Origin of the sequence: Actinomadura sp. 9N407, assembly GCF_044326315.1 — a bacterium.
In the GTDB taxonomy this organism is placed as follows: domain Bacteria; phylum Actinomycetota; class Actinomycetes; order Streptosporangiales; family Streptosporangiaceae; genus Spirillospora.
On record NZ_JBIRAW010000010.1, the window covers coordinates 23,399 to 48,050 of the forward strand.

The 24,652-nt window shown below is 70.0% G+C and carries 25 protein-coding genes; 17 read left to right on the top strand and 8 right to left on the bottom strand.

Annotation, left to right across the window (positions count from 1 at the left end; all coding sequences use genetic code 11):
• Positions 1–50 precede the first annotated feature (50 nt).
• The 6 genes from ACH34Q_RS17485 (at position 51) to ACH34Q_RS17510 (ending at position 6,625) form a co-directional block, all read left to right on the top strand.
• A complete protein-coding gene (locus tag ACH34Q_RS17485; RefSeq protein ID WP_395984021.1) occupies positions 51–1,223 on the top strand; it encodes an acyl-CoA dehydrogenase family protein in 1,173 nt (390 codons plus the stop codon).
• The gene (locus tag ACH34Q_RS17490) at positions 1,220–2,365 is read left to right on the top strand and encodes an acetyl-CoA acetyltransferase (RefSeq protein ID WP_395984022.1); all 1,146 of its coding nucleotides are present in this window, start codon (positions 1,220–1,222) and stop codon (positions 2,363–2,365) included. The genes ACH34Q_RS17485 and ACH34Q_RS17490 overlap by 4 nt, the downstream gene beginning before the upstream one ends.
• A gap of 28 nt (positions 2,366–2,393) precedes the next feature.
• Positions 2,394–2,795 (top strand): Zn-ribbon domain-containing OB-fold protein, encoded by a 402-nt coding sequence (locus ACH34Q_RS17495; RefSeq protein WP_395984023.1) that lies wholly within the window; start codon positions 2,394–2,396, stop codon positions 2,793–2,795.
• A complete protein-coding gene (locus ACH34Q_RS17500; RefSeq protein ID WP_395984024.1) occupies positions 2,792–4,912 on the top strand; it encodes an acetate--CoA ligase family protein in 2,121 nt (706 codons plus the stop codon). Before ACH34Q_RS17495 ends, ACH34Q_RS17500 begins: the two co-directional genes overlap by 4 nt.
• A gap of 79 nt (positions 4,913–4,991) precedes the next feature.
• Positions 4,992–5,999, top strand: a complete 1,008-nt coding sequence (locus ACH34Q_RS17505) for a GlxA family transcriptional regulator (protein WP_395984025.1) — start codon at positions 4,992–4,994, stop codon at positions 5,997–5,999.
• A 2-nt stretch (positions 6,000–6,001) separates the two neighbouring features.
• Positions 6,002–6,625 carry a DJ-1/PfpI family protein gene (locus tag ACH34Q_RS17510; RefSeq protein ID WP_395984026.1) on the top strand — a complete coding sequence of 208 codons (624 nt, stop codon included), beginning with the start codon at positions 6,002–6,004 and terminating at the stop codon, positions 6,623–6,625.
• Between the two features lie 74 nt (positions 6,626–6,699).
• Here the strand turns inward: ACH34Q_RS17510 and ACH34Q_RS17515 are convergent, their stop codons facing one another.
• The 3 genes from ACH34Q_RS17515 to ACH34Q_RS17525 all read right to left on the bottom strand — a co-directional run bounded on the left by ACH34Q_RS17515 (position 6,700) and on the right by ACH34Q_RS17525 (position 10,073).
• A complete protein-coding gene (locus ACH34Q_RS17515) occupies positions 6,700–7,314 on the bottom strand; it encodes a pentapeptide repeat-containing protein (RefSeq protein WP_395984027.1) in 615 nt (204 codons plus the stop codon).
• 168 nt (positions 7,315–7,482) lie between these two features.
• Positions 7,483–8,118 (bottom strand): response regulator transcription factor, encoded by a 636-nt coding sequence (locus ACH34Q_RS17520; RefSeq protein WP_395984028.1) that lies wholly within the window; start codon positions 8,116–8,118, stop codon positions 7,483–7,485.
• Positions 8,106–10,073, bottom strand: a complete 1,968-nt coding sequence (locus ACH34Q_RS17525; protein ID WP_395984029.1) for a sensor histidine kinase — start codon at positions 10,071–10,073, stop codon at positions 8,106–8,108. Before ACH34Q_RS17525 ends, ACH34Q_RS17520 begins: the two co-directional genes overlap by 13 nt.
• A 146-nt stretch (positions 10,074–10,219) precedes the next feature.
• On the opposite strand from ACH34Q_RS17525, the gene ACH34Q_RS17530 reads away from it, so the two are divergent.
• The 6 genes from ACH34Q_RS17530 to ACH34Q_RS17555 all read left to right on the top strand — a co-directional run bounded on the left by ACH34Q_RS17530 (position 10,220) and on the right by ACH34Q_RS17555 (position 13,687).
• Positions 10,220–10,546, top strand: a complete 327-nt coding sequence (locus ACH34Q_RS17530) for a hypothetical protein (RefSeq protein ID WP_395984030.1) — start codon at positions 10,220–10,222, stop codon at positions 10,544–10,546.
• Between the two features lie 99 nt (positions 10,547–10,645).
• Positions 10,646–11,350: a hypothetical protein gene (locus ACH34Q_RS17535; protein WP_395984031.1), complete on the top strand. Its 705-nt coding sequence runs from the start codon at positions 10,646–10,648 to the stop codon at positions 11,348–11,350.
• Between the two features lie 223 nt (positions 11,351–11,573).
• Positions 11,574–12,056 (top strand): DUF1579 family protein, encoded by a 483-nt coding sequence (locus ACH34Q_RS17540; RefSeq protein WP_395982024.1) that lies wholly within the window; start codon positions 11,574–11,576, stop codon positions 12,054–12,056.
• Positions 12,057–12,247: 191 nt separating this feature from the next.
• On the top strand, positions 12,248–12,733 hold the full coding sequence (locus ACH34Q_RS17545; RefSeq protein WP_395984032.1) for a hypothetical protein: 486 nt from the start codon (positions 12,248–12,250) through the stop codon (positions 12,731–12,733).
• Between the two features lie 2 nt (positions 12,734–12,735).
• A complete protein-coding gene (locus ACH34Q_RS17550) occupies positions 12,736–13,131 on the top strand; it encodes a nuclear transport factor 2 family protein (RefSeq protein ID WP_395984033.1) in 396 nt (131 codons plus the stop codon).
• Positions 13,109–13,687 carry a CGNR zinc finger domain-containing protein gene (locus tag ACH34Q_RS17555; RefSeq protein ID WP_395984034.1) on the top strand — a complete coding sequence of 193 codons (579 nt, stop codon included), beginning with the start codon at positions 13,109–13,111 and terminating at the stop codon, positions 13,685–13,687. The genes ACH34Q_RS17550 and ACH34Q_RS17555 overlap by 23 nt, the downstream gene beginning before the upstream one ends.
• Before the next feature lie 49 nt (positions 13,688–13,736).
• Here ACH34Q_RS17555 and ACH34Q_RS17560 read toward each other — a convergent pair whose 3' ends face one another.
• The 5 genes from ACH34Q_RS17560 to ACH34Q_RS17580 all read right to left on the bottom strand — a co-directional run bounded on the left by ACH34Q_RS17560 (position 13,737) and on the right by ACH34Q_RS17580 (position 16,880).
• Entirely contained in the window at positions 13,737–14,849 is a 1,113-nt protein-coding gene (locus ACH34Q_RS17560; protein ID WP_395984035.1) for a hypothetical protein, read from the bottom strand.
• Positions 14,846–14,986 carry a hypothetical protein gene (locus tag ACH34Q_RS17565; RefSeq protein WP_395984036.1) on the bottom strand — a complete coding sequence of 47 codons (141 nt, stop codon included), beginning with the start codon at positions 14,984–14,986 and terminating at the stop codon, positions 14,846–14,848. The genes ACH34Q_RS17560 and ACH34Q_RS17565 overlap by 4 nt, the downstream gene beginning before the upstream one ends.
• A gap of 46 nt (positions 14,987–15,032) precedes the next feature.
• Complete coding sequence (locus tag ACH34Q_RS17570; protein ID WP_395984037.1) at positions 15,033–15,437, bottom strand: RNHCP domain-containing protein; 405 nt, start codon at positions 15,435–15,437, stop codon at positions 15,033–15,035.
• 14 nt (positions 15,438–15,451) lie between these two features.
• On the bottom strand, positions 15,452–15,838 hold the full coding sequence (locus ACH34Q_RS17575) for an RNHCP domain-containing protein (RefSeq protein ID WP_395984038.1): 387 nt from the start codon (positions 15,836–15,838) through the stop codon (positions 15,452–15,454).
• A 259-nt stretch (positions 15,839–16,097) separates the two neighbouring features.
• Positions 16,098–16,880 (bottom strand): phytanoyl-CoA dioxygenase family protein, encoded by a 783-nt coding sequence (locus tag ACH34Q_RS17580; protein ID WP_395984039.1) that lies wholly within the window; start codon positions 16,878–16,880, stop codon positions 16,098–16,100.
• Positions 16,881–16,971: 91 nt separating this feature from the next.
• On the opposite strand from ACH34Q_RS17580, the gene ACH34Q_RS17585 reads away from it, so the two are divergent.
• The 5 genes from ACH34Q_RS17585 (at position 16,972) to ACH34Q_RS17605 (ending at position 24,552) form a co-directional block, all read left to right on the top strand.
• Complete coding sequence (locus ACH34Q_RS17585) at positions 16,972–17,847, top strand: helix-turn-helix transcriptional regulator (RefSeq protein WP_395984040.1); 876 nt, start codon at positions 16,972–16,974, stop codon at positions 17,845–17,847.
• A gap of 179 nt (positions 17,848–18,026) precedes the next feature.
• On the top strand, positions 18,027–18,356 hold the full coding sequence (locus ACH34Q_RS17590) for an Lsr2 family protein (protein WP_395984041.1): 330 nt from the start codon (positions 18,027–18,029) through the stop codon (positions 18,354–18,356).
• Between the two features lie 695 nt (positions 18,357–19,051).
• Positions 19,052–19,252 carry a hypothetical protein gene (locus tag ACH34Q_RS17595; protein ID WP_395984042.1) on the top strand — a complete coding sequence of 67 codons (201 nt, stop codon included), beginning with the start codon at positions 19,052–19,054 and terminating at the stop codon, positions 19,250–19,252.
• Positions 19,253–19,443: 191 nt separating this feature from the next.
• Positions 19,444–19,716, top strand: coding sequence for a hypothetical protein (locus ACH34Q_RS17600; RefSeq protein WP_395984043.1), 273 nt, complete (start codon positions 19,444–19,446; stop codon positions 19,714–19,716).
• 63 nt (positions 19,717–19,779) lie between these two features.
• A complete protein-coding gene (locus ACH34Q_RS17605; protein ID WP_395984273.1) occupies positions 19,780–24,552 on the top strand; it encodes a caspase family protein in 4,773 nt (1,590 codons plus the stop codon).
• Positions 24,553–24,652 lie beyond the last annotated feature (100 nt).

Sequence of the window (24,652 nt, forward strand, 5' to 3'; positions counted from 1 at the left end):
CCCTTCACCCGACAGGGCCTCGTGAAGGCCCGAAAAGGAGCGGCAAGCTCATGGTGGACTTCTCCCTCAACGACGAGGAACGGCAGATCCGCGACACCGTACGGGCGTTCATCGACAAGGAGGTCGTGCCCCTGGAGCCGGAGGTACTGCGCCGGGAGCGGGCCGGGCAGCCGGCCGTGGACCCCGACGTGGTCCGCGAGCTTCGGGCCAAGGCGCGGCAGGTGGGTTTCTGGGGCATCAACACGCCCGAGGAGTACGGCGGGATGAACCTCGGCGCGGTCATGTCGGCGATCCTCGCCATGGAGACCGGGCGCACGTTCGTCCCGTTCAGCTTCGGCGGTTCGGCCGACAACATCCTGTACGCGGGCACCGACGAGCAGAAACAGCGCTACCTCGTCCCGACGATCGAGGGTGAGCGGCGGTCGTGCTTCGCGATCACCGAGCCGGGGGCGGGCTCCGACGCCCGCAGCATCCGGGCGCGTGCCGTCAAGGACGGCGGCGACTGGGTGATCAACGGCGAGAAGACGTTCATCACCGGCGGCAACGAGGCCGACTTCGTGATGGTGTTCGCCGTCACCGACCCCGACAAGGGCGCGAACGGGGGAGTGACCTGCTTCCTGGTCGACCGTGACATGGGCTGGAAGTCCGAGCCCATCCCCACGATGGGCCAGTGGGGTCCCGCCTCGCTCGTCTTCGAGGACGTGCGCGTCCCGGAGGAGAACGTCCTCGGCGAGGTCGGCAAGGGCTTCGACCTGGCGATGCGGTGGATCGGCCAGGGCCGCTACCTGATCCCGGCGCGGGCGATCGGCTCGGCCGAGCGGATGCTGCAGATGGCCGTCGAGTACGCCAGGATCCGCCATTCCATGGGCCATCCGATCGCCGACTACCAGGCCATCCAGTGGATGATCGCCGATTCGCAGGTGGAGATCGAGGCGGCCAAGTGGCTCACGCTGTACGCGGCGTGGCAGGTCCAGGAGGGCAAGGACGCCCGGCACGCCTCGTCCATCGCCAAGCTGCACGGCGCCGTGATGGCCAACCAGGTCGTGGACCGCGTCCTGCAGATCCACGGCGGCATGGGCTACACCAAGGAACTGCCGATCGAACGCTGGTACCGCGAGCTCCGCCTGCTGCGCATCTTCGAGGGGACCGACGAGATCCAGCGCCGCACGATCGCGCGCAACCTCATCAAGGGGCATGTCCGCCTCGGCGGGATCGGCGAATGACGGGGGAGCGGCGCGCGGGGATCGTCGGGGTCGCCGAGTCCGACATCGGCAAGACCCCGCACCTGACCGTCCTGTCGCAGCAGGCGCTGGCCGCGCGGGACGCGCTGGCGGAGGCGGGGCTGGGCAAGGACGACGTGGACGCGGTGTTCACCGCCGGTGGCTGGGGCTGGGCACCGACGCTGACGCTCGCGGAGTACCTCGGCATCCAGCCGCGCTACACCGACTCCACCAACATCGGCGGCTCGTCGTTCGAGGCGCACGTCGGGCACGCCACGGCGGCGATCCGGGCCGGCCTGATCGACGTCGCGCTGATCACGTACGGGAGCACGCAGCGCACCGGACGGTCCCGGGGACGCGCGGCCCCGCCGCAGCTCACCGCGCAGTTCGAGCTGCCGTACGGGCTGCCGCAGCCGGTCGGGGCATACGCGCTGGCGGCGATGCGGCACATGCACGAGTACGGCACCACACCCGAGCAGCTCGCCGAGGTCGCGGTCGCGGCCCGCGAGTGGGCCCGGCTCAACCCGCGCGCGCCGTCCCATGAACCGCTGACGGTCGCGGACGTGCTGGCCTCGCCGATGATCTGCGAGCCGCTGCACAAGCTGGACTGCTGCCTGGTCACCGACGGCGGCGGAGCGGTGGTGGTCGCGGCCGAGGACCGGTTCCCGGACGTCGCCACCACGCCGGTCGAGGTGCTCGGGCACGGCGAGACGCACACCCACGCCACGATCTCGAACATGCCCGACCTCACCGTGACCGGGGCGGCACAGTCCGGCCCGGCCGCGATGCGGATGGCCGGGGTCGCGCACGACGATCTCGACGTGGTGGAGATCTACGACTCGTTCACCATCACCGTGCTGCTCACGCTCGAATCGCTCGGCTTCTGCAAACCGGGCGAGGCGGGTGATTTCATCTCCGGTGGACGCGCCGCGCCCGGCGGCGCCTTCCCGATGAACACCAACGGCGGCGGACTGTCGTACACCCACCCCGGCATGTACGGGATCTTCCTGCTGATCGAAGCCGCCCGGCAGCTGCGCGGGGAGTGCGGCGACCGGCAGGTGCCCGGCGCCGAGCTGGCCCTCGTACACGGCACCGGCGGCGTGCTGTCGTCCACCTCTACCGTCATCCTCGGGAGGCACCGTTGACCTCCACCGTCCCCCTCGGGAGGCACCGTTGACGCCCCGTCCCGTACCCGACGCCGACACCGCACCGTTCTGGGAGGGCGTCGCCGCAGGTGAGCTGCGCCTGCAGCGCTGCGGCGGATGCGAGCGCGCGGTCTTCTACCCGCGCGCCGTGTGCCCGCACTGCTGGGGCGCCGACCTCGCCTGGTTCGCCGCCTCCGGCGACGGAACGATCTACTCGTACACGGTCGCGCACCGCGCCTTCGGGGACTTCGCCGAGGAGGTCCCGTTCACCATCGCGCTGGTGGACCTCGACGAGGGCGTCCGGATGATGACCCGTGTCACCGGCTCCGGGCGGCCCCGCATCGGTGATCGTGTACGGCTCGACATCACCCAGGTCGCGGACGACCTCACGCTCCCGTACTTCCGCCTGGCCGGAAGGGAGGACGCATGAACGGCAACGCCACCACGGCGAGTCGATTGGCCGCCCTGTTCAATCCCCGTTCGATCGCGCTCGTCGGCGCCACCGACAAGTCCGGCTGGTCGCTCAGCACGTTCGCCAACCTGGGGCGGCACGGCTTCACCGGTCAGGTCCATCTCGTCAATCCCCGTACCGAGGTGGTGCACGGGCAGCGCGCCCACAAGTCCCTGTCCGACATCGCCGAGCCGGTCGACCTGGCGTTCATCATGGTCCCGACCGGCGCGGTCCAGACGGTGCTCGAGGAGGGCGTGCGGTGCGGCATCCGCGACTACGTGATCCTCACCGCCGGGTACGGGGAGACCGGCGACGAGGGCCAGCGCCGCGAGGACGAGCTCGCCGCCTTCGCCCGTGAGCACGATCTGCGAATCCTCGGCCCCAACGGCAACGGCTACATCAACGCCGCCGCGAGCATCACCCCGTACGGGCTGCCGATCGCGCCCCCGCTCGTGCGCGGCTCGGTCGGGGTGGTGCTGCAGAGCGGCGCGCTGGCCACGTCCGTGCTGTCGTTCGCCCAGTCCCGGAACATCGGCATCAGCATGCTGACCGCCATGGGCAACGAGACGGTCGTCTCGATCACCGACGTCGTCGACCACCTGATCGACGACCCGGCCACCAAGGTGATCGCGCTGTTCCTGGAGTCGGTACGGCATCCGGACGAGTTCGCCCGCGCGGCGCGCCGGGCGCTGGCGGCCGGCAAGCCGATCGTGGCGCTCAAGATCGGCCGCAGCGCGATCGCGTCCCGGGCCGCGCAGGCGCACACCGGCGCGCTGGTCGGTGACGACCGGGTGGTGGACGCCGCGTTCCGGCAGCTCGGCGTGGTCCGGGTCGGATCGCTGGAAGACCTGATCATCACCGCCGGGCTGCTCGCCGAGACCGGGCCGCTGCCCGGCCGCCGGCTGGGCGTGGTGACGCCCTCGGGCGGCGCCTGCGAGATCATCGCCGACCGCGCGGAGGAGGAGGGCCTGGAGCTCCCGCCGTTCGACCCGCGCACGGTGGCCCGGCTGAAGGAGATCCTGCCCGCGTTCGCCACCCCGCAGAACCCCTTGGACGTGACCGGCTACGTCGTCGTCGACCGCACGCTCCTCGGCCGCGCCCTGGAGATCGTGGCGGCCGATCCCGGCATCGACGCGGTCCTCGGCCTGTCCGAACTGCCCCGCCATTCCCCCGCCGATCCCGAACCCCTCATGGCCCTGTACGAGGCGAACGCCCGCCGCCTGGCCGCGTCCCCCCGCCCGACCATCCTCATGGGCAACGCGCTCATCGACATCTCCCCGTTCGGCCGCAGCGTCCAGGAACGCACCGGATACCCGCAGGTCGTGGGCGGTATCGAGCACGGCATGCGGGCCCTGGCGGCAGCGGCGACCTGGTCCGAACACCATCGCCGCGTACCGCAGGCCCCTGACACCCCGCCCCTGGAACCGGTCGTACGAGGCGAGACGACCGGCGTGTGGGCCGAGCACCGTGCCGCCGAACTGCTGAGAGACAACGGCATTCCGGTCATCCCGGGCACACTCGCGTCCACCGAGGACGAAGCCGCCGCGACCGCCGAACGGCTCGGATACCCGGTCGTCCTGAAGCTGGCGGCCGACGGGCTCGCCCACAAGAGCGACATCGGCGGCGTACGACTCGGCCTGCGCACTCCCGCCGAGGTCCGCGACGCCCACCGCGACATCCTGGCCGCCGCGGGCGAGGCCGGGCTCACCGGCGCCGCGACCCTCGTCCAGCCCCAGCGGGACGGTGGCGTCGAACTCCTGATCGGCGTGATCCGCGACCCCGCCTGGGGCCCGGTCCTCGCCGTCGCGCTGGGCGGGGTCTGGGTGGAGGTCCTGCGCGACTCGTCCCTGCGGCTGCTGCCGGTCGACGCCACCGAGATCCGCCGGGCCCTCGGCGAGCTGCGCGGCATCGACCTCCTGCTCGGCGCGCGCGGCGCCGAGCCCGCCGACCTCGACGCGCTCAGCGAGGTCATCGCCCGCGTCGGCGCCCTCGCCGGGGCACTCGGCGAACGGCTGGAGTCCCTGGAGACCAACCCGCTGCTGGTGAACGGCAAGGACGTGGAGGCCCTGGACGCCCTGGTGACCTGGCGCCCCTGAGCGAAGGCCGGGCCCGTCCCTCGGGCCCGGCCATCCCACAGCCCTCCGGCCGTTCCCGGTGGCCTGAAACGCAATGTTCGTGTCATTGACGCCATACCGGCAGGCGACCAGCATCGAAGGCATGCAGCGCCGCGTGGTGACCGTGGTCTTCGAGGGCTTCCAGATGCTGGATCTGGCGGGCCCGGCCGACGTGTTCGCGGCGGCGGACCTGATGGCGCGGAACGGCGGTTACCGGCCGGAGGTCGCGGCGGTACGAGCGGGGGCCGTAGCGGCGCAGAACGGAATGACGATCACGGCGGACACCGCGCTCCGCGACATCACCGGACCCATCGACACGCTCCTGGTGGTGGGCGGCCTGACGGCCACGGCGCACCTGGACGATCGTGAACTGATCGACGGAGTCGCCCGGCTGGCGCGTACGGCCCGCCGCGTCGCCTCCGTGTGCAGTGGCGCGTACATCCTCGCCGAGGCCGGGCTGCTGGACGGTCGGCGCGCCACCACGCACTGGCTGTCGGCCGACGACCTCGCCACCCGCTACCCCCGGATCAACGTGGACGCCGACCCGATCTACATCCGGGACGGGAACGTGTGGACCTCGGCCGGTGTCTCGGCCGGTGTGGACCTCGCCCTCGCCATGGTCGCCGACGACCACGGCCACGTGCTCGCCCGGGACGTCGCGTGCGGTCTGGTCGTCTACCTGCACCGTCCTGGCGGGCAGAGCCAGTTCAGCACGCCGATGCGCGCCCTGGCACCGGCCGGCGAACCGTTCCGCGAACTGCAGGCGTACATCGACGCGCACCCGGCCGAGGACCTGAGCGTACCCGCGCTCGCCCGGCGGACCGGGATGAGCGAGCGCCACTTCTCCCGCGTCTTCACCGCGCAGACCGGCCTGCCGCCCGGCCGGTACGTCGAGCGCAGCCGGGCCGACGCCGCCCGCCGGATGCTGGAGATCACCGACCATCCGCTCGACCGGGTGGCCAGGACCTGCGGGCTCGGCCGTCCCGAAACCCTCTACCGCGTCTTCCGCCGTCACTGGCGGGTCTCGCCCGGCGACTACCGCCGCCGTTTCCACCTCAAGGAGAGCTGAACATGCAGGTCGCGATCCCGCTCTACCCCCGGTTCACCGCGCTGGACGCCGTCGGCCCGTACACCGTCCTGGCGTTCGCGCCCGGCTGGACGGTCACGTTCCTGGCCACCGAGCCGGGGCCGATCACCGATGACCAGGGCACCCTCACCCTCACCACCACCGCGTCCTACGCCGACGTGCCCCGCCCGGACGTGATCGTCGTACCGGGCGGCCCGGGCACCGCCGAAGCCGTCGGCGACAAGGCCATGCTCGACTGGATCGCCCAGGCCCACGAGCACACGCAGTGGACGACCTCGGTGTGCAGCGGATCGTTCGTGCTGGGAGCCGCGGGCGTGCTGAACGGCCGCAAGGCGACCAGCCACTGGGGCTTCGTCGAACACCTGGCGGGCATGGGCGCCGAGCCCGTCAGCGAACGCGTCGTCGAGGACGGCCGGATCATCACCGCGGCCGGCGTATCGGCCGGCATCGACATGGCACTGACCCTGCTCGCGCGGGCCACCGACGACGCGACCGCGCAGGCCGTACAGCTGGCGATCGAGTACGACCCGCAGCCCCCGTTCGACAGCGGCTCCGCCGCCACCGCCTCTCCGGCCATGAAGGAGCGCGCCCTCGGCCTGGTCGTCTGACCGTTCAGCGCAGGTCGATCAGCGCACGTCGACCAGCGCACGTCGACCAGCGCACATTGACCAGCGCACATTGGTCAGCGCACATCGAAGCCGAAGGCGCCCGCGACCGCCGCGGCCTGCGCCGGGTCGATGATCGCCGAACGGAACCGCGCGGTGTCGAGGTTCAGCACGTTCAGGTCGCTGCCCCGCAGGTCGCACTCGGCGAGCTCGGCCTGGTGGAACCAGGAGGCCGACAGATCGCAGTCGCGGAGCTCGGCCTTCTCCAGCCGGGCGCCGGTGAAGTCCACCTCGCGCATCCGTACCCCGGTGAACTTCGACCCCCGCAGGTCGGCGCCCGGAAACCCGGCGAACGACCAGTCGCCACCGGTCACCTTGAGCGCCCCGAACGTGTTCCCGTCGAACATGCTGCCCGTGAGCTTGCACCCGCTGAACGTGGCGTCGAAGAACGCGCAGCGCGTGAACGTGCAGTTCACGAACGCCGAATCGGTGAGGACCGCGCAGTTGAACCGGACCCCCCGGAAGCTGCACTCCTCGAACGTCGTCCCACCGGCGAGGGTCTCCGTCAGATCGACATCCACGAACAGGACCCGCGTGAACACCTCGTTCTCGAGATCGCGGAACTCCCAGTCCCCGGACCGGATCGTCGTCTCGGTCGGCGCGGCCTGCGTACCGTACCTGCGTTCGGCCATCCAGACCCTCCACTCCTAGGCGATGCCCCGCCGCCACAACGTAGAGGACCGGACCCTGCCCCCGGCAGGGTTGACTCGTGGCGTGTTCGCCTGGAACGCCATGGTGAGAGGCGAACACGCCACGAGTCAACGGAAGCTGCCGAGGGGCGGGGCGGCGATGTGCAGGTGTCACAGGGATTTCAGATAGGTGAGGACGGCCAGGATGCGGCGGTGGGTCTCGGCCGAGTCGGAGATGTGGAGCTTGTGGAAGATGGATCGCATGTGGGCTTCCACGGTGCGGGCGGTGATGACCAGGCGGCCGGCGATGGCGGCGTTGGAGTGGCCTTCGGCGACGAGGGCGAGGACTTCGCGCTCGCGCTGGGACAGGCATGCCAGCGGGGTGTCTCCGGGGCGCAGGAGCGCGGAGACGACGTCGGGGTCGAGGGCCGAGCCGCCGCCGGCGACTCTGGAGAGGGCGTCGAGGAAGTCGGTGACGCGCAGCACCCGGTCCTTCAGGAGGTAGCCGAACGCACCCGTGGTGACCAGCGAGACGGAATTCCTGATCTCGATGTGCTGGGACAGCAGCAGCATGGGCAGGCCGGGCATTTCCCGGCGCAGGAGGTGCGCGGCCTGGACGCCGTCATCGGTCATGGTGGGCGGCATCCGCACGTCGATGACCGCGATGTCGGGACGGTGGGCGCGAACGGCGTCGAGCAGGGCGCCGGCATCCGTGACGGCGGCGACGACCTGGTGGCCGGCGTCGTCCAGAAGCCGGACGAGGCCCTCGCGGAACAGGGCGGAGTCTTCGGCGACTACGATCCGCATGGCATCGCCGCCTCGACCGTGGTGCCCCGGCGCGGTGCGCTGGTCACCGTGAGGGTTCCGCCAAGGGCACCGACACGGTCACGCAGGGCCGTCAGAGACAGCTGGGCTGGTGGCGCGCCGATCCCGTCGTCGGTGACGGTGATGTGCAGATGGTCGTCCCGCTGGTGCACCCGGACCGAGATCCTGGTGGCCTGGGCGTGCTTGAGTACGTTGGTCATCGCCTCGGCCACCAGGAAGTACGCGGTGGCGCTCACGGTGTCACTGGTCCTCACTTCCTGGGCGTGGAGGTCGACCGGGAGCGAGCATCGGTCACTGAGCCTGCCCAGGGCGACGGACAGCCCGTCGTCGAGACTGGCCGGACGCACGCCGTGGGCCAGCCGCCGCAGCTCGCCGACGGTGTCCTCCAGCCGGTCCACCGCCTGGTCGAGCTCGGCGAAGACGGGATCGTCCGGGTCCAGCCGCCGCTGGGCGGCCCGCAACTGCATGCCGATCGCGAGCAGGTGCTGCTGGGCGCCGTCGTGCAGGTCGCGTTCCAGCCGCCTGCGCTCGGCGACGGCGGCGGACACCAGGCGGCGCCGGCTGTCGGACGCCTCGGCGAGGGCCCGCCGCAGCCCCAGCCGCAGCCGGCTCACCTCGATCGGCAGCCGGGCCGCCGACACCGCCAGCCGGACCCGCCGCCGGCGGCGAGCCGATCCCCGCCCGAGCAGCACCAGGCCGATGTCGGCGTCGGCGGTACGCATCGGCATCGTGATCGAGGCCTCGGCGGGTGTGACGTCCAGGCCCTGAAGGTCCACGTACCCGCCGTGCTCGGCCTCGGTGAGCAGGAGCACCAGCTGCGGATCGTCCAGCAGAGCTCTCAGGATCTCCTGCACCGACTCCGGCTCGGCCGTACCGTCGCGGACCCGATCGACGAAATCGGCGACTCCGGCCAGGATCACCGTGCGATCGTGGTCGAACACCCGCCCGGTGACCCGGTGAATCCGGCGGAACATCGGCATCAAGATGATCGCGGCCAGGAACACCGCCCCCGCCAGACCGGCCCGCGAGTCCTGGCCGAGCAGCGAACCGAGCACGACGGCCGACGCCGCGAACGCCCCGGCGGCGATGGCGGCGGTCAGCGCCCAGGCCGCGGAATCGCTCAGAATCCGGTCGATCTCGAACAGGTCGTGCCGGAGTACGGCCACGGCCACCGCGGCCGGCACCAGCACCACGATCCCGATCAGGAAGCCGCTGTGGGCGGCGGGGCCGGCCCATCCCAGCGAGGTGATCACCCAGCTGAGCACCATCAGCAGCACGATGACCATGGCCGCCAGGACCAGCCACCGTCCCTGCCTGCGAGTCCGCTCGTCCCCGCGGCGGTAGCGCAGCACCACCCCGCTCACGCTGACGATCACCACCGCGAGCAGGACGGCGAGCGCGGCCACCATCACGGGTCCCCAGAGCGGCTCGGGTACCGACACCGGTGAACGCGCCGCCGGCGGCGGATCGTAGTGGTTCATCGTCGCCACCATCGCCACCGTCACGACCAGCGCCGACAGAGGGACCGAAGCCGCCGCCGCCCGCCATCGCCGCCCGGGCAGCAGGCCCGCGGGGAACACCAGCAGGAGGAACAGGAACCCCACCAGTTGCCACGACCAGACCGCCGAGCCGAGCACGGCCATGAACCCCGACCCCGGCCAAGGACCGCGCGTGCCGTGCGTACGTCCCCAGACCTCCACCGCCGCAGTGGCCAGCATCGAGACCGCCACCCCGGCCAGCGCGCCCGCCACCGGGCCGGCCGGCGCCCGGACCGCGATCAGCCACCCCAGCCCCAGAGGCACCAGTCCGACGAGATAGACGGCGAACGACCAGCCACCGTCCAACCGCGCCGGCCCGAAAGCCGCGTACGCCAGCGCGGTCCAAGCACCGATGCAGACGACACTCGCCGCGAGCATCCACGGGTGAATGCGGCTCATCGCGTCATTGTCCACCGGCACGCCACATAGGGCATCAGTGCCAGCACTTACCGGCCAGCACCAGAAACGGTCAGGTACTGGCATCGATGTGCGCGATGGCCGGGCCCGTTCACAGTGAACCCATCCCGACCACACAGGAGGACACCGTGATCGCAATCGTCGTCATCGTGCTGGCCCTGCCGATCGGCCTGCTGATCCGCAACCGGCTCGGCGCCTACCTCGCCTTCGCCGTCATCTTCGCTCAGGTCTACACCTTCCAGACCGGTCTGCTGGTCATGCAATGGACCAACGGAGCCGACGACGCCTTCCCCCGCAGCGACTCCCCGGAACTCCTCGACGGCACGATCGGCTACCTGCTGTTCACCTCGGTGATCTACATCGCCGGATTCGGCCTGGTCACGCTCGGCCACTGGCTGCGCAACCGGCACCGCCCGGCCGCCGACGAGGTACGACTCGACAGCCAACAGATCTGACGACCGACCGCCGCGACCGGCCACCGGGCCGCGCACGGACGCCGAAGGGCTTACGCGCGGGGCCCGGCCAAGGTCGTTCGGCTGTGGGAAGGTGCCGATATGGAGGCGATCGGGTCGGTGGACTGGGCCTCGATAGCCGGGCGCCCGGATTGGTACGACCCTGAGTGCGCTGCCGCCGGCATGAGGGAGTTGGCGGCCGCGACGAGCAACCTCGCAGCGGCCGTGGCCGCCACCCGTCTGCGCGGCCACGGCATTCTCCACGACCACAGCGGCGCCGTCTTTCCCGCGGCCGCGGTCGCGGCTCCACTTCTTCTCGACATCGTCGAACGCGGCCATCCCGCGGCGAAGAATGCCGCTGTAGTACTGCTCAACGACGCCCTCGACTTCGAGCCGTTCAGCGGATACACCAGAATCGACGTCCCTTCGGCCAGGGCGGTCCCGCTGTGCTGTGCCATCGCTGAATGCGTACGTGCACGTCGGGATCTGCTGACCGGTTACGGCAAGGAAGGCAGGTCCCTGCTCGAGAGGACGGCGGAGCACTGGTGCTTCGCGATCCGCGAACTTGTCATCGATGACACCGACACGATCGCTTTCGGCTTCCTCGACGGCACCTTTCCCGACGGCCACCACCCGGCGGAACTGCACGATGCGCACCGGATCATTCCGCTCCTCGAGGTGACGCTCGAGTATCCCCTCGACGATGGCTCTGCCGAGGCGTGCCTGCGCCTGGTCGGTGTACCTCCCGACCACGTGCGGACGAACACGCTTCTCTACTCGGCGGAGTGCGGCGCCCGCGTGCACTGACGCGGATCTCCGCTGCGACGTGTCACGACGCTGCGATCGAAGGCAGGGCGCTGCGTTCCAAGGGCCCGCCCAATGGACGCTCGTAGAGCCGGCACCGAGCACGTGGTGGGCACGTGGTGGGCAGGTGGTCGCCACGGATGTGGGGGTGGGGGGTCCGAGCGCATGCTTGGGGCAACGGAAACGACGGAAACGCCCTCAAGGGGGCGGACGGAAGGATCACATCATGTCCGAGACGCCCGAGTTCGAGATGCCGACCCCCGACCCCGCGCTGAAGAAGCTGGACTTCCTGGTGGGGGAGTGGAAGCTGAAGGGGTCCACGATCGAGGGGCCGATGGGGCCGGCGACCGAGATCGTGGGGCACGAGTCGTTCGAGTGGATGGAGGGCGGGTTCTTCCTGGTGCACCGCTGGACGAGTTCGTTCGAGGTCGGCGGGATCACGGTGCTGGACTCCGGGTACGAGATGCTGGACTACGACCCGGCCGGCGGCCGGTACCGTACGCACTTCTTCAACAGCCTGGGTCCCTACGACGACACCGCCAGCAAGTACCACGGCAACTTCAGCGGGGATGCTCTGGTGGTGACCGGGCCGGCGCGGATCACCCGGACGCCCAACGCCGACGGGTCGGTCACGGTCGACTCCGATGTCCCGATCGGTGAGGACACCTGGGCGCCGATGATGACCTACGACCTCACCAAGTCCGCCTGACCGCAGGACCCGCCTGACCACCGGGCGCCTGACCACCGGGCCGCCTGACCGCTGGGCGCCTGACCGCAGGGTGACACACGAAGAAGGCGGCTCCCGTGACGGGAGCCGCCTTCTCGCCGTCCCTCGCCGTCCCTTGCCGTCCAGTATGACACCTGTTATTAATTTAACTAGTGTCGTATTGGAGGTCTGGAATGACCGCACAGGCAGGGACCATCGTCCTCCGGCAGCCGCATCGCCCTCGTACGATCAGCTTCCAGGGGGTCGAGGCCATCGCCGGATGGACGGTGAAGCTGTACGGGATCAGTGCGCAGGCCGCCGCTCCCCGTGCCGTTCTCATGAGCACGACCCTGCGGCTCGCGGCGTCGGCGCTGCCTTCCCCGCCGCGTACCGGAGACCGGTACGGCATCGGCTTCGCCATCGCGCACGACGCGGCCGACCTCTGTTTCGCGCTGGTGCACTGGTGGTCCGGCGAGAACGAGATCCATCAACGGCTGTTCTCCGCGCCGGTGGACCGGCCGGACGAGATGGCGCCCCATCCGAGCCCGGCGATCGGCTGCGTGTGGGAGCTGGCCGTCACCGACCACGAGCGGCGGGCGTGGCTGCGCCATGTGCTCGCCAACCCGGAGGGCCCCGACCTGGCGGCCTACCTGGGTGACCACTTCGAGGGAAGGATCTGAGCATGGCGATGACCCTGGAACGCCTGGCGGAGTTCGGTGCGGCGTGGCGGGACAAGGACCTCGATCGGCTGATGGAGTTCATGACCGACGACTGCGTCTTCCAGGCCTCCGTCGGAGTCGAGCCCGGTACGACCTTCAGAGGGCCCGCCGAGGTGCGCCGCGGCTTCGAGTTGATGCTCGCCTATGACGCGGGCTCCGAATCCCAGGGCGGCACCGCGTTCATCGCCGGTGACCGTGGCGCCGGCCGGTGGTCCTACGTCCGTACGGACGAGGGCGGGCGGGTGCACCGGGTGGACGGCTGCGACCTGTTCGAGTTCGACGGCGACCGGATCCGCGTGAAGGACGCCTACCGCAGGGTTCACGGAGACATCGGGCATGCTCCCGCCGACCGGTCCTGAGGAGGTCGGCGGGCTGCCCGCGGGCATCGCCCTGATCCACCATTTCGCCAACACCGAGGACCTGCGCGCCTTCGCCGCCCACGGCCGGCGTCTCGAGCCGCACGACGGCCTCGCCTCGCCCGCCGACCTCGAACGATGGCTGTGCGAGCACGACCTCCTGGAGCCCGGCGCGACGTGTGACCAGGACCATCTCGCGCGGGCCCGTACCCTCCGGACGGCCCTGCGCCTGACTCTGCGCCAAGACGGCGAGGCCGGTGAGATCCCACTCGACTTCTCGTTCGGCGTCACCGTCTCCGCGAGCGGCGCCGGACTGGTCTCCCCTGGTGACCCCGTGACCGCCGCGCTCGCCCGGATCGTCATCGCGGCGGTCACCGCGACGGCGGACGGCACCTGGCGCCGGCTCAGGATGTGCCCGGCCCAGGACTGCCAATGGGTCTTCTACGACCGGTCCCGTCCCGGCAAGGCCCGCTGGTGCTCCCCACAGTTGTGCGGCAACCGGATGAAGACCCAGGCCTACCGCCGCCGCGTCACGGACCCGGTCCAGCGTCGCTCGTGAGCGGCGCTGGACCGGGTTCACCGGCCACGGGCCTCCGTGGTGGCGTCGATCAGTTGCTGCGCCAGTGGGCCAGGTCCGCCCACCCGGTCGCGGTGGTGCTGGTGGCTCCGACCGCCCAGACCGTCCTGGTGCCCGGCCGGACGGCCATGTCGTTGATCCGCGGCGTCGTGCCGGCCGGTACGGTCACCGTCTCGGTCGACCAGGTGCCGTCCGCGGCACGGTGCCGCATGACGCCCTGGTTTTCCATGATCCACATGCCGCCGGCGCCGTCCGAGGTGATCTCGGTGAACGCGGTGCGCGGATCGCCGATGGTGTGGGTCCACTTGGTGCCGTTCCAGTGCGCGAACAGCGACCGGCTGGACGCCTTGCCGGAGGCGTCGGCCAGCTGGACCGCGCCCACGGCCCAGACGTCGTCGTCGGAGACGACGAGGACGTCGTGGAAGGAGGACGCGATCTCGCCCCGCACCGTACCCGCGATCTCGGGGAACGGCACCGTGACCCACGCCGAGCCGTTCCAGCGGGCGGCCGCGGGCTGCGGGCCCGTGGTCCCCACCGCCCACGCGCCGCCCGGCGAGGCGGCCACGGCGCGCGGCCTGATCCCGATCGGGGTGTCGGCCCAGGCCGTGCCGTTCCAGTACTTGGCGCCCGAGTAGCTGACCGCCCACACGTTCCGCGTGTCGCGCGCGGCGATGCCGGTGGACTGGAACTGGTACGGGACGGTGAAGGTCCGCCACGCCTTCCCGTTCCAGTGCCCGATCGCGTTCTCCGCCCCGCTGTCGGCGAGCTGCCCGGCCACCCACACGTCGGACGCGGACGTCGCGGTGACGGAGTTCAGCGAGAGCTTGCTCAGGGAGGCGGGCAGGCCGACGTTCGTCCATGTCCCGTTACTGAGGCGCTGGAGGGCCGGCTTGCGGTCGCGGTACCGCGAGCCGGACGCCCACATCGTGCCGTCCGGCGTGGTGGCGATGGAGCTGAGACTCGTCCCGGTGTCCTGGCCGGGGGTCCCCTGGACCAGCGGCCAGACGGTCGCCGCGGCCGCCCCGGCGGACGCCGCCGTCCGCTGCGCACCGGAGTCCGCGGCGGTGACGGTGATCGTGGTGGCCAGGGCGCCGAGCGCCACGGTGGAGCCGGCCGCCACCACGAGCTTGTTGCGCTTCTTCACATGTCGCCTTCCAGTAAATGATCTTCGAGCATGCGGACGGTACCAATGAAGATCAGGTTGTTCAGGAGAATGGAAAAACGGATCGCACGGGTCGGTGGCGGCCCCGGAGCGCGGGCCGCCCCGGAGTGGCCGGCCACGGCGGCGCAGGCTCCCGGCCTTTCGGCCGGGAGCCTGCGTTCGCTACTACAGGGTGAGCAGCGCGCCCACGGACAGACGGTTGTCCGACAGCGGGCGTACGGCCATCCGCATCAGCGCGAGGGCGTTGTCATCGCCCGCGATGCGGTTGGCGCTGAGTTCACCGCAGGACAGGCACTCATGGATGATCATCCATTCGCCGTCCCGCCGTACCGACAGGGTCAGTGCCGCCATCCGCCCGCGGCAGCCGGCCGCCCGGTCGCCCGGGATCCGTTTGTCGACGTGCAGGCTGGTCAGGCAGTGCGGGCAGTGGTTGCGGTGGGCGGTCCCCGGCGTGGCCAGGGGCACATCGAGGCGGCACCCGACGCAGCGGAACGCGTCGCCCGTACCGTGCGGTACGTCCTTCGGCCGCTGCGGCCGGTGTCGTGGATGGTGTGGTCGACGTCGTGGCATGGTCTACCGCCCCTTCACAGGTCGCCGAAGGCTTCGAGCGGGAAGGGCGGCTGTGCCAGCGGGCGTACGGCCATCCGGATGAGGATCAGCTGGTTGTCGTCTCCGCAGATGGGGTTCGAGGTCAGCTCGTCACAGCGGACGCAGCGGTGGATGACCGTCCAGTCGCCGGTACGCAGCACCGCGATCGAGATCGGGGTCATCCGCGCGAGGCAGCCGGAACGTCCGCCTTCGACGTGGTCGATGCTGTGCTGCGAGCTCAGGCAACTGGGGCAGTGGTTGCGTCGGGTTCCGTCGGACGCGAGCGTGGCGACCGTGAGACCGCACCACACGCAGGTGAAGGTGTCGGTCCGCAGGTAGCCGCTCGCGGTCGGACGCTTGTGCTGAGGGTTGTCGGTGGACACCCGGATACTCCTTGCCGGAAGTGTGAACGTGGCAGAGGCAAGCACCGAGCGGCCCTCGAGGGGCTGGCGGTCGGTCAGGTCCGGCCGGTACCGGCGCACGAAGGGGTGCGAAGAGGGACGCTCGGAACCACTGACCGGGCCATACATCACTACTTTCCAGGGCAGGCGCCCACGACTCACCGACGGACGAAGTGGCAGCAGCGTAACAACGGGTCCCGTTCCGAACCACCGAATTATCCCGTACGTCCAGGTGAGCGCCTCAGGCCCACGGGCGCGGGAAGTTCTCGCCGTCCAGACGGTCTCCTGCCGTGAGGCCGAGGTCGTCGGTCACCGGGTGGGCGTCGCCGGTGTAGACGGTCTCCGCGTCCATGTAGATGTTGACGTGCGCGAGCCGGGCCGTCCCGGTCTGGTTGGGCAGCGCCATGTGTCCTGTGTAGCCGCTGTGGAACGTGCAGTCGCCGGCCCGCAGCGGGACGGTGACGCGGGGCGCCCATCGCAGTGACGGGTCCGCCGCGAAGAGGTCTTCCGCGTCGTGCAGGTCCTGCGGACGCAGACCGTCCTGATGCTGGGTCCCGGGCAGGAAGGTCATGCATCCCCGCTCAGGCGGGACGTCGACCAGCGCGATCCAGGCCGACAGGGGCAGGCGGTCGCCGCCGTGCGGCCAGTACGGGCGGTCCTGGTGGAATTCCGTGGCGGCGTTGCTGTGCGGCTCTTTGACCAGCATCTGGTCGTGCCACAGCCGCAGTGGGAAACCGGCGAGGTGCTCGGCGATCCGGCCGAGCCGCCGGTCCAGGGTGAGATCGCGGAGGACCGGGTCGCGCCGCCAGACGTTGACCAGCTGGCTGAAGACCCCGAGGGTCTCCAGGCTCTCGGCGCGATGGGCCTCCAGGAAGGACTCGGTGCCGCTCTTGAACCGTTCGATCGCGGCCGCGTCCAGGACGCCCCGGACCCGGACGAAGCCGTGCTCGCGGTACGACGCCACCAGCTCTCGCGAAACCCTGCCGTCGGCGCCGACATCGGTGCCCGCCTGGCTGTTCATCATGGGAACTCCGTCCGTGGGGATGTGCCAAGCCTCGCTCCGATGCGCCGCGAAGGGCTAGGCCGATTCCGGCGAAGAGTCGTACGATCCCGACATGGTCGCCACGCTGCACGCGCACGCGCTGTTCGCCGGCGGCCCGATCTGGGGCGGCGTCCACCACCTGACCGCGGGCGTCGAGCCGCACACGCACGACTTCCTCGAGATCGCGATCATCGGGCCCGGCGGCGGCAGCCACACCACCAGCGGAGGCGACCGTCCGCTGCGCCATGGCGACGCGATCGTCGTACGCCCCGGGGCGTGGCACGCGTTCCGGGACTGCGCCGATCTCACCGTCGCCAACTGCTGCCTGTCCGCGGACGCATTGCAAGCCGAGCTCTACCGGCTGCCGATGCTGCGCCGGCTGCTGTGGACCGACCCGGTGTCCCGCGGCGCCCGCGGTGTGGCGGTACGGCCCCTCGCCCCCTCCGACGCGGACGAGGCCATCGAGCAGATCCGGCTACTCGAACGGGACCTGGAATCCGTTCAGCGCCGGCCCGGCCGGATGCTCGGCCGCCTGATCACCGTGCTGGGCATTCTGGCCGACGGCGGTGATCTCGAACACGACGCCCTCGAATCGACCGTCCATCCCGCGGTCGCCGCGACCATCGCGCGCCTGGAGGCGGCGCCCTCGGAGCAGTGGCGGCTCGATGATCTCGCGCGGGCCGTCAACCTGGATTCCGCCTATCTGGGACGGCTGTTCGGCCGGTACATCGGCCTCACGCCGCTGAACTTCCTGGCTCGGGTGCGAGCCGAACGGGCGGCGACCCTGCTGGCGAACTCCGCCCTGCCCGTCGCCCGAGTAGGCGCCGCCGTCGGCTGGGACGACCCGACGTACTTCGCCCGGCGCTTCAGGAATCTGGTAGGGCTGACACCCACGGAATACCGGCGGCGGCACAGATCCTCGACCGCAATGGAGACTTTCGCCGAGTAGCGAAGGTGCGATGCCGCGAGAACCGGAAGTACAGTATCGAGAACGCGAACCTGCCCGTGGAGCACTTCCCTCGTGCCCACCGAGCGTCGGCGGCGCATCCCGATGGACGGCGCTCAGGTGGGACCTCTGAAACCACGCTCGTCGGAACCGACTGGCACAAAACTGATAGGAGGCCAGTAATGGCACAGAAGATCGAAGTCCTGATGATCGATGACATGGACGGCAGCACGGCGGTGGAGAACGTCTCGTTCGCCCTCGACGGAAAGTCCTTCGAGATCGACCTGAACGAGGAGAACGCCAACAAGCTTCGCACGGCGCTGCACCCGTACATGGAGAAGGCCCGCCGGGAGCGTGCCCGTACGGCGACCAAGACCGCCGCCCGCCAGGCCGGTAGCCGTGAGCGCAGCGCCGAGATCCGTGCCTGGGCCAAGGGCAACGGCATCGAGGTCAACGAGCGGGGCCGCATCCCCGCCAAGGTGATTGAGCAGTACGAGGCCGCGAACGGCTAGCCAGTGTTTCTAAAGACCCGGCCCAGGTACTCGCCTGGCGGCTCGTACCTGACCGGTTCTTGTGCGAGCGCGGCATCGCTTCGCGATCTGCCCGGATGAGGCTCGCCTTCGGCTTCGCCTCACCGGCCAGGTAACGCGCTCGCGCGGTGGCTGAGGCCACTTTGAGACAGCCTCTGGCCAGAACCCGCGAGACGCCCCCGGCCGGAAGGCCCGGGGGCGTCTTCGTGAATGGCTCTCGCGGCGGCGGTCAGGAGACGACGGGCCGTGCCTCCTCCGGCTGGAGTACGAGGATCTGCGCCGAGTGAGGGACGACGGGGTGGGATCATTCACTGAAGATGGCCCTCTCGACAGTCGACGCTGTGGTGGGGTCATGGACATTGTCGGCACGGCCGGGGCCGGCGAAAGAGTGGTTCACTTTCTGGCGCGAGGTCACTTCTCAGACGCGGGTTCCCTGCGATTCGCGTTGCTAGCCGGAGGCCCAGAGCCGTTTTCCGTGCTCGGCTCGGTATCAGCGATCTGGGTCTGGTACAGGCGGCGTTGATGACTACGACGACGTAACCGATCTACCGCACGCCCAAGCTGATCCGGCAGGCCGATCCTGAAGTATTCAAGCTGAGTCGCATCGTGCGCGGTCGCGGGCATGGTGGCGCAGGACGGTGGGCGCGCCTATTTCAACGTCGGGAATCTGGTGCTGTATGACGCCGTACCGCCCCACGTCAGGCGGCGCGCTGATGGCCCAGATCCACGCGTTCATCCGCGTACACCTGGGCGACGCGGACCTGACGCCGGGCGCGATCGCCGTCGCGCACCACATCTCCCTGCGCTACCTGCACGAACTCTTCCACCAGGACGGGCACACGGTCACCGGTCCCGACGGAGGCGCATCGCCCCGATAGGTCACCGTGCCGACGTTCTCCTGTTCCTATCCCGGCCATCGACACCGATTCTGGGTGATCACGCGTTAGCATCCTGTGCCTGGATGTGGCGGTTTGCTCGATCATGGACGGGGGATCTCACGGTGGCTGGGGATGCGGCACAGGAATCTCCGCTGGAAGCAAGGGGGGAGACCCTCCCCTTCTTCGTTTCGGTGGACGAGCAGGACACGACGATGGGCCTGTTCACCGGGGCGGATGGGCAAATACTGCTCCGTAACATCCCCCTTGACGTTCTCCGGGAGAACCTGCGGCGCACCACCGATGCCCTGCGTGCCGTCCTGGGCGACCTGGCGGGCCCTGCGGAGGGCTTCCGGCTCAGAGAGGCCCAGATCGGGGTGGAGGTCTCCGTCGAGGGCGGCATTCAACTCATCGGCACCGCCAAGACCGGCGCCAAGGCGAACATCATCCTGGTCTTCGGCGACTGAGGGACGGCCGTGGGACGCTTTCGCGCGCTCCTCCTGGGGGTCGCCGAGTACGACGACCCCACCGTGCCACCGCTGGCCTTCGTTCCCGATGATCTCGTCAACATCGCCACCGCGCTGGAGGCGAGGGGCTACGCCACCGAGATCCCGGACGACAGCGGCAGGCTGGGGCAGACCAGGATCCGCAGCGAGGTCAGCCGCTTCCTGGCGACCGCGCAGCCGAACGACACGCTGCTCGTGTACCTCAGCGGTCATGGCGCGCACGGGGACGGCGTCGACTATCTGCTGCCCAGCGACGCCGACCTGAGGTGGCTGCGACTCGCCGACGTGGCCGTCCCGCTGAACGCATGGGGACCGGTGATCGAGTCCAGCCGGGCCGGCGGCATCGTCTTCCTCGTCGACGCCTGCCGGGAGGGCTTCCACGAGCAGACCAAGTCGATCGCCGCGCGCACCAAATGGTCGCACGACAAGATCGCACGGTCGGCGCGGCGGAATGTCGCCTGGATATTCCCCTGCACGCCCGGACAGGTCGCTCACTACGTCTCGGACGGACCGGAGGGCAGGTCGTTCAGCATCTTCGCCGCCGCGGTGGAAGGCGCGATCAACGAGGGGGCGGCGTCGGTGACGCTGGCGGCGTTCACGCGCGCCATCGCGGAGCGCATGGACGCGCTGACCGCCGAGCATCACCTTTCCCCCCAGCGGACGCGGGCGGCGGGGGAGGCCGACGGTGACGCCTTCGTGGTGCTTCCGGGCTCGGTGGCCGACAGCGAGTCCGATGACTGGGCCACTGCCGCCGCCAAGCACGTCGCATGGCAGAAGGCCGTCGACGTCCACGGGGCCGACTCGCTCAAGGACGACGTGACGTCCCTCGTCCGCCACCTCGCCACCGCGCGCCGGACGTCCGAGTCGGCGCTCGCGTCCGACCCCTGGTACGACAGGCGGTTCGCGCTGCGGACGAGTGAGCGGATGAGCCTGATCCTCGGTTCGCTCCTCGACGACATCCGCCTGACCCCCGCGGAAGCGGCGCTGCTGGTCGCGCTGCCTTTCGTTCATGACGCTCACTGGTCGCGGTCCGTCGCCGACGCGAGGATGGTCGACCCCTTCGAGCTTTCGCCCGCCACCGCGCCATCGCCCGAACGCGAGGGGTACGAGTCCTACGCCCGCGGCCGTCCGCGGCTCCTCCGCCGCGCGGCGGGCGCGAGTGCCACCGGCGACCGGGAGGTGGCGGGTCAGATCGGCTGGTGGCTGCTGCACCGGTGGATCACCAGCAGGGGGGAGATGTTCGGCGAGCGGGCGGTCGTCGAGTCTCTGGCGGGGTGGGCGCCGGGAGGCCGGCTGGCCGAGGAGGTATTCGACGCGGGCCGGTTGAGCGAGATGATCCGCCTCCTGTACGCCGACCCGGGCTTCATCGCCCGCACCGACCGTCCGCAGGGCCTTTCCTCGTCCCTGGTGGTGGCGCCGGGACTGCTCGGTGAACAGGAGCTCCGCGAGCGCCTGGTGGTCTACCTCCTCGTGGTCGCCCATCGGATGGCGATCGAGATCACCGGGCTGCCACCCGTGCTCGTGGAGCACGTCGGTATCCCCAAATCCGTCGTGCCGGCGGATGTGCTCCGAGCCTTGGACGAGGCGCGCTGGGAGCCTCGGGGCTCCGGCCGCGCACTGCGCGCCGCCTGCTCCCATCCCGCCGTGGAAGTGGCGTTGCGCGAGCACGTCGGTGCCCTCGACCGCCTGCTCGCCGATCTCGGCAACTCCGAGGATCCGTCCCTGGCCGGGCTGAAGCGACTTCCCCGGTACGCGGACGCCACTCAGGTGCGCGCCGCGGAATCGGAGCAGGGTTCCGCGTACACCTCGGCGGGAATCCGGTTCCAGCTCGATGACGCCCGGGTCCAGGAACTGCTCATGGGCGAGAACCTTTACGGGGACACCGATCTCGCCATTCGCGAGATCTACCAGAACGCCCTCGACGCCTGCCGCTACCGCCAGGCGCGCACCGAGTACCTGCGAGCCACCGGAAGGCCCGTACCCGAGTGGGAGGGCCGCATCCGCTTCACGCAGGGCATCGACGCCCAGGGACGCCCCTACATCGATTGCGAGGACAACGGCATCGGGATGGGCGTGAGAGAACTGCGCGACGTCTTCGCGCAGGCCGGCGTCCGGTTCGCCGAACTTCCCGAATTCATCGAGGAGCAGGCCGAGTGGGATTCACTCGAACGGCCTGTGAAGCTCTACCCGAACAGCCAGTTCGGTATCGGCGTGCTCAGCTATTTCATGCTCGCTGACGACATCACGGTGAACACCTGCCGCCTCGGCCGCGATGGCAGGCCAGGAGAGCGGCTCAAGGTCTCGATCGCCGGACCGGGCACGCTGTTCCACATCGAATCCCTGGGCCCCGGGACGGACGCGGGAACCGTGGTGCGGCTCCACCTGCGAACCGCCGGCGACAAGACACCCGTGTCCTGTACGCAGACTCTGCGCAACGTCCTGGAGTACTCGGAGTTCCGCGTGGAGAGCAGGGACGGACCGTCCATCGCGACGTGGCGGCCGCACGAGCTGAAACCGAGCTTTTCTTCGCAGTCGTTGTACCCCGTTCCCGGGGCGCCGGTCTGGTGGTGCGATGGCCGCGGAGCCGTCCTGGTCGACGGCTTGCGCACCAACGAGTCGTGCTTCGGGGTAGTCGTCAATCTCACCGGAAAAAATTCTCCTGAGCTGTCGGTCGACCGCAAGGAACTGCTCGCAACCCCGAGGAACAAGAAGACCCTCACGCGCGTGCTGTCGGGCGCCGTGGACACCTTCGCGTCCTCCCAGGGTCCGCTGCCGACCTTCGACTGGCTCTGCGAGTTCGCCGAGCAGCAGCCGATCGTCGCGGACTCGATCTTTCGGACGGCACTCGATGCCGGTCGCGGCTTCAAGATCAATGGTCGGGATCTGGACTTCGCGCGGCTCGGCCTGCTGGGGCCCGATCGTCTTTTGCTCCGGCCCGCCGACTCCTACCGAAAGCCGGAGTATTACGTACGTAGCCTGAGGGAACGTCAGGATCGCCGCGGGGCCGAACCGTTGACCGATCATCTGACGCGATGGCGCCTGGCCGGGTTGGGTCGCCGCGATGCCTCGTGTCCGTCGAGTCCTGACGAACAGGCCCGGCCCTCCGACGCGATAATTCTCGACACTGAACCAGAAAACCCGATCCTTGTGAGGAGTGGCCGCGAGCGATGCTGGGCGTCCGTTTCCGAGCCGGTTCCCGTTCGCCAGATCGTGCAGGCCGCCACGAGAACCGGATATTCCATCGGCGACGTGGCGAACCGCCTCGCCCGGCTGGGATACCGGCCCCCGCCGACGCTGTTCGCCCTGGGCGAGGCCGAGCCGGCGGACCTTTTGATCATTAGCTCGGACATCGACGGTGTCGGGCCATGGTTGCCCGAGCGCGATCCCGAGGGGGGCGCGGCCGAAGTCGGCACGGGACACATCGTGGCGGCCGCGACCCAACTCGGCCGACCGGTCGCCAGAGTGGCGGAACGCCTCGCCGCTCTCGGATTCGGTGTGCCCCAGGTCCTGCTGGACGCGGGGATCGCCGAGCCGGCCGACCGCATCCTGCTCAGCGAGGCCCTCGACGGCAGCCGGCCCTGGTTGGAATCGCTTGACGCCGAAGGGAACCCCGTACCCATCCCGGCGGGTCACATCGTGTCCGCGGCGGCACAGCTCGGCCGCGACGGCGCCCGCGTGGCGGACCGGCTGGCGAGCTTCGGTTTCACGGTGCCGGCGGACCTGCCCGTCGGGGGCATGGTCGATCCGGACGATCGTTTGCTGCTCAGCCGTGAGGTGAACGGCCATCCGCCAATGCTTCCCGGCGTGCCGACGATTCCCCTTGGGCACCTTCTTTTCGCGTCCGAGCGGCTCGGAAAAGGGATCGGCGAGATCGTTCAACGCCTGATCGAACTGGGCTTCCGCGTGCCGGATGCGTACGCCGCCGGGGTTGCCGATGACCTGTGGCTCCTGAGCTTGGAATTCAATGGTGAGCCTCCCTGGCTGAGCATGAAGGGTTGGGTTCGGTCTCATCACGTCGTTCACGCGGCGATCGTGTGCGGACGTCCCGTAGGGGATGTGGCCCGCAGGCTGGCCGATCTCGGCTTCGACCTCCCCCGGGCGATCCTTGACGCAGGTGATGTCCAGCCGGGCGACGACCTGCTGGTCTGCCGAGACCTCCGGGCGGGCATCAGGCTGCGCCAGTGGGACGAAGCTGAGGAACTCGTGCCGGTTCCCGTCGGCCACATCATCGCGTCAGCGGAAGAGCTTGGGTGCTCGATCGGCCAGGCGGCACGTCGCCTGTCTCAGTTCGGCTTCCTCGTCCCGTCCGAGCTCGCCCGGCTCGACGCTCCGCTACCGGGCGACCGGGTGCTCGCCAGCAGGGACCTGACCGGCGACTGGCCGTGGCTGACCGAGCGTATGGCGCCACTGGGCCACATCTTGACGGCCGCCGAGCGCTCCGGCCGCATGCCGGAAGAGACGGCCCAGCGCCTCGAAGAACTCGGATTCGCGGTCCCCGCACTACCGCACGAGCCTGTCGGCTCCACAGATCTCATCCTCATGAGCCGCGAACTCGCGGTCCTGCCGCCGGCCGAGATGCTGCACACCCGTCGCTATGACGACCGGGGCTGGTGGCTCGACCAGGAGGCTCCGGTGCCGCTGTGGAACCTCGTGGCCGGTGCCGCGCAGACCCACGTTTCCGTTACCTGGGCGGCGGATCGATTGCGCGCCCTCGGCTTCGAGGTGCCCGAGATCGGCGACCTGCCCGAAGCACTGGCTGCGTCCGCGGGGGCGTCCACAGCCGCGGACCACCCGTAGGAAGCGCGGCTCGGCATAGCTCCAGGCGTTCATTTTTCGGACATGGATCATTTGTTGATCTTGATGTCCGGAATCAGGAGCATGGGACGCCCGCTCTGCG

What these genes read in the sequence shown, in the direction of transcription:
- ACH34Q_RS17535 (WP_395984031.1), top strand. Translation starts at nt 10,646, where the DNA reads ATGGAGGCGATCGGGTCGGTGGACTGGGCCTCGATAGCCGGGCGCCCG.
- ACH34Q_RS17590 (WP_395984041.1), top strand. Translation starts at nt 18,027, where the DNA reads ATGGCACAGAAGATCGAAGTCCTGATGATCGATGACATGGACGGCAGC.
- ACH34Q_RS17555 (WP_395984034.1), top strand. Translation starts at nt 13,109, where the DNA reads ATGCTCCCGCCGACCGGTCCTGAGGAGGTCGGCGGGCTGCCCGCGGGC.
- ACH34Q_RS17515 (WP_395984027.1), bottom strand. Translation starts at nt 7,314, where the DNA reads ATGGCCGAACGCAGGTACGGTACGCAGGCCGCGCCGACCGAGACGACG.
- ACH34Q_RS17570 (WP_395984037.1), bottom strand. Translation starts at nt 15,437, where the DNA reads ATGCCACGACGTCGACCACACCATCCACGACACCGGCCGCAGCGGCCG.
- ACH34Q_RS17490 (WP_395984022.1), top strand. Translation starts at nt 1,220, where the DNA reads ATGACGGGGGAGCGGCGCGCGGGGATCGTCGGGGTCGCCGAGTCCGAC.
- ACH34Q_RS17585 (WP_395984040.1), top strand. Translation starts at nt 16,972, where the DNA reads ATGGTCGCCACGCTGCACGCGCACGCGCTGTTCGCCGGCGGCCCGATC.
- ACH34Q_RS17540 (WP_395982024.1), top strand. Translation starts at nt 11,574, where the DNA reads ATGTCCGAGACGCCCGAGTTCGAGATGCCGACCCCCGACCCCGCGCTG.
- ACH34Q_RS17520 (WP_395984028.1), bottom strand. Translation starts at nt 8,118, where the DNA reads ATGCGGATCGTAGTCGCCGAAGACTCCGCCCTGTTCCGCGAGGGCCTC.
- ACH34Q_RS17500 (WP_395984024.1), top strand. Translation starts at nt 2,792, where the DNA reads ATGAACGGCAACGCCACCACGGCGAGTCGATTGGCCGCCCTGTTCAAT.
- ACH34Q_RS17485 (WP_395984021.1), top strand. Translation starts at nt 51, where the DNA reads ATGGTGGACTTCTCCCTCAACGACGAGGAACGGCAGATCCGCGACACC.
- ACH34Q_RS17510 (WP_395984026.1), top strand. Translation starts at nt 6,002, where the DNA reads ATGCAGGTCGCGATCCCGCTCTACCCCCGGTTCACCGCGCTGGACGCC.
- ACH34Q_RS17545 (WP_395984032.1), top strand. Translation starts at nt 12,248, where the DNA reads ATGACCGCACAGGCAGGGACCATCGTCCTCCGGCAGCCGCATCGCCCT.
- ACH34Q_RS17580 (WP_395984039.1), bottom strand. Translation starts at nt 16,880, where the DNA reads ATGATGAACAGCCAGGCGGGCACCGATGTCGGCGCCGACGGCAGGGTT.
- ACH34Q_RS17525 (WP_395984029.1), bottom strand. Translation starts at nt 10,073, where the DNA reads ATGAGCCGCATTCACCCGTGGATGCTCGCGGCGAGTGTCGTCTGCATC.
- ACH34Q_RS17550 (WP_395984033.1), top strand. Translation starts at nt 12,736, where the DNA reads ATGGCGATGACCCTGGAACGCCTGGCGGAGTTCGGTGCGGCGTGGCGG.
- ACH34Q_RS17595 (WP_395984042.1), top strand. Translation starts at nt 19,052, where the DNA reads ATGACGCCGTACCGCCCCACGTCAGGCGGCGCGCTGATGGCCCAGATC.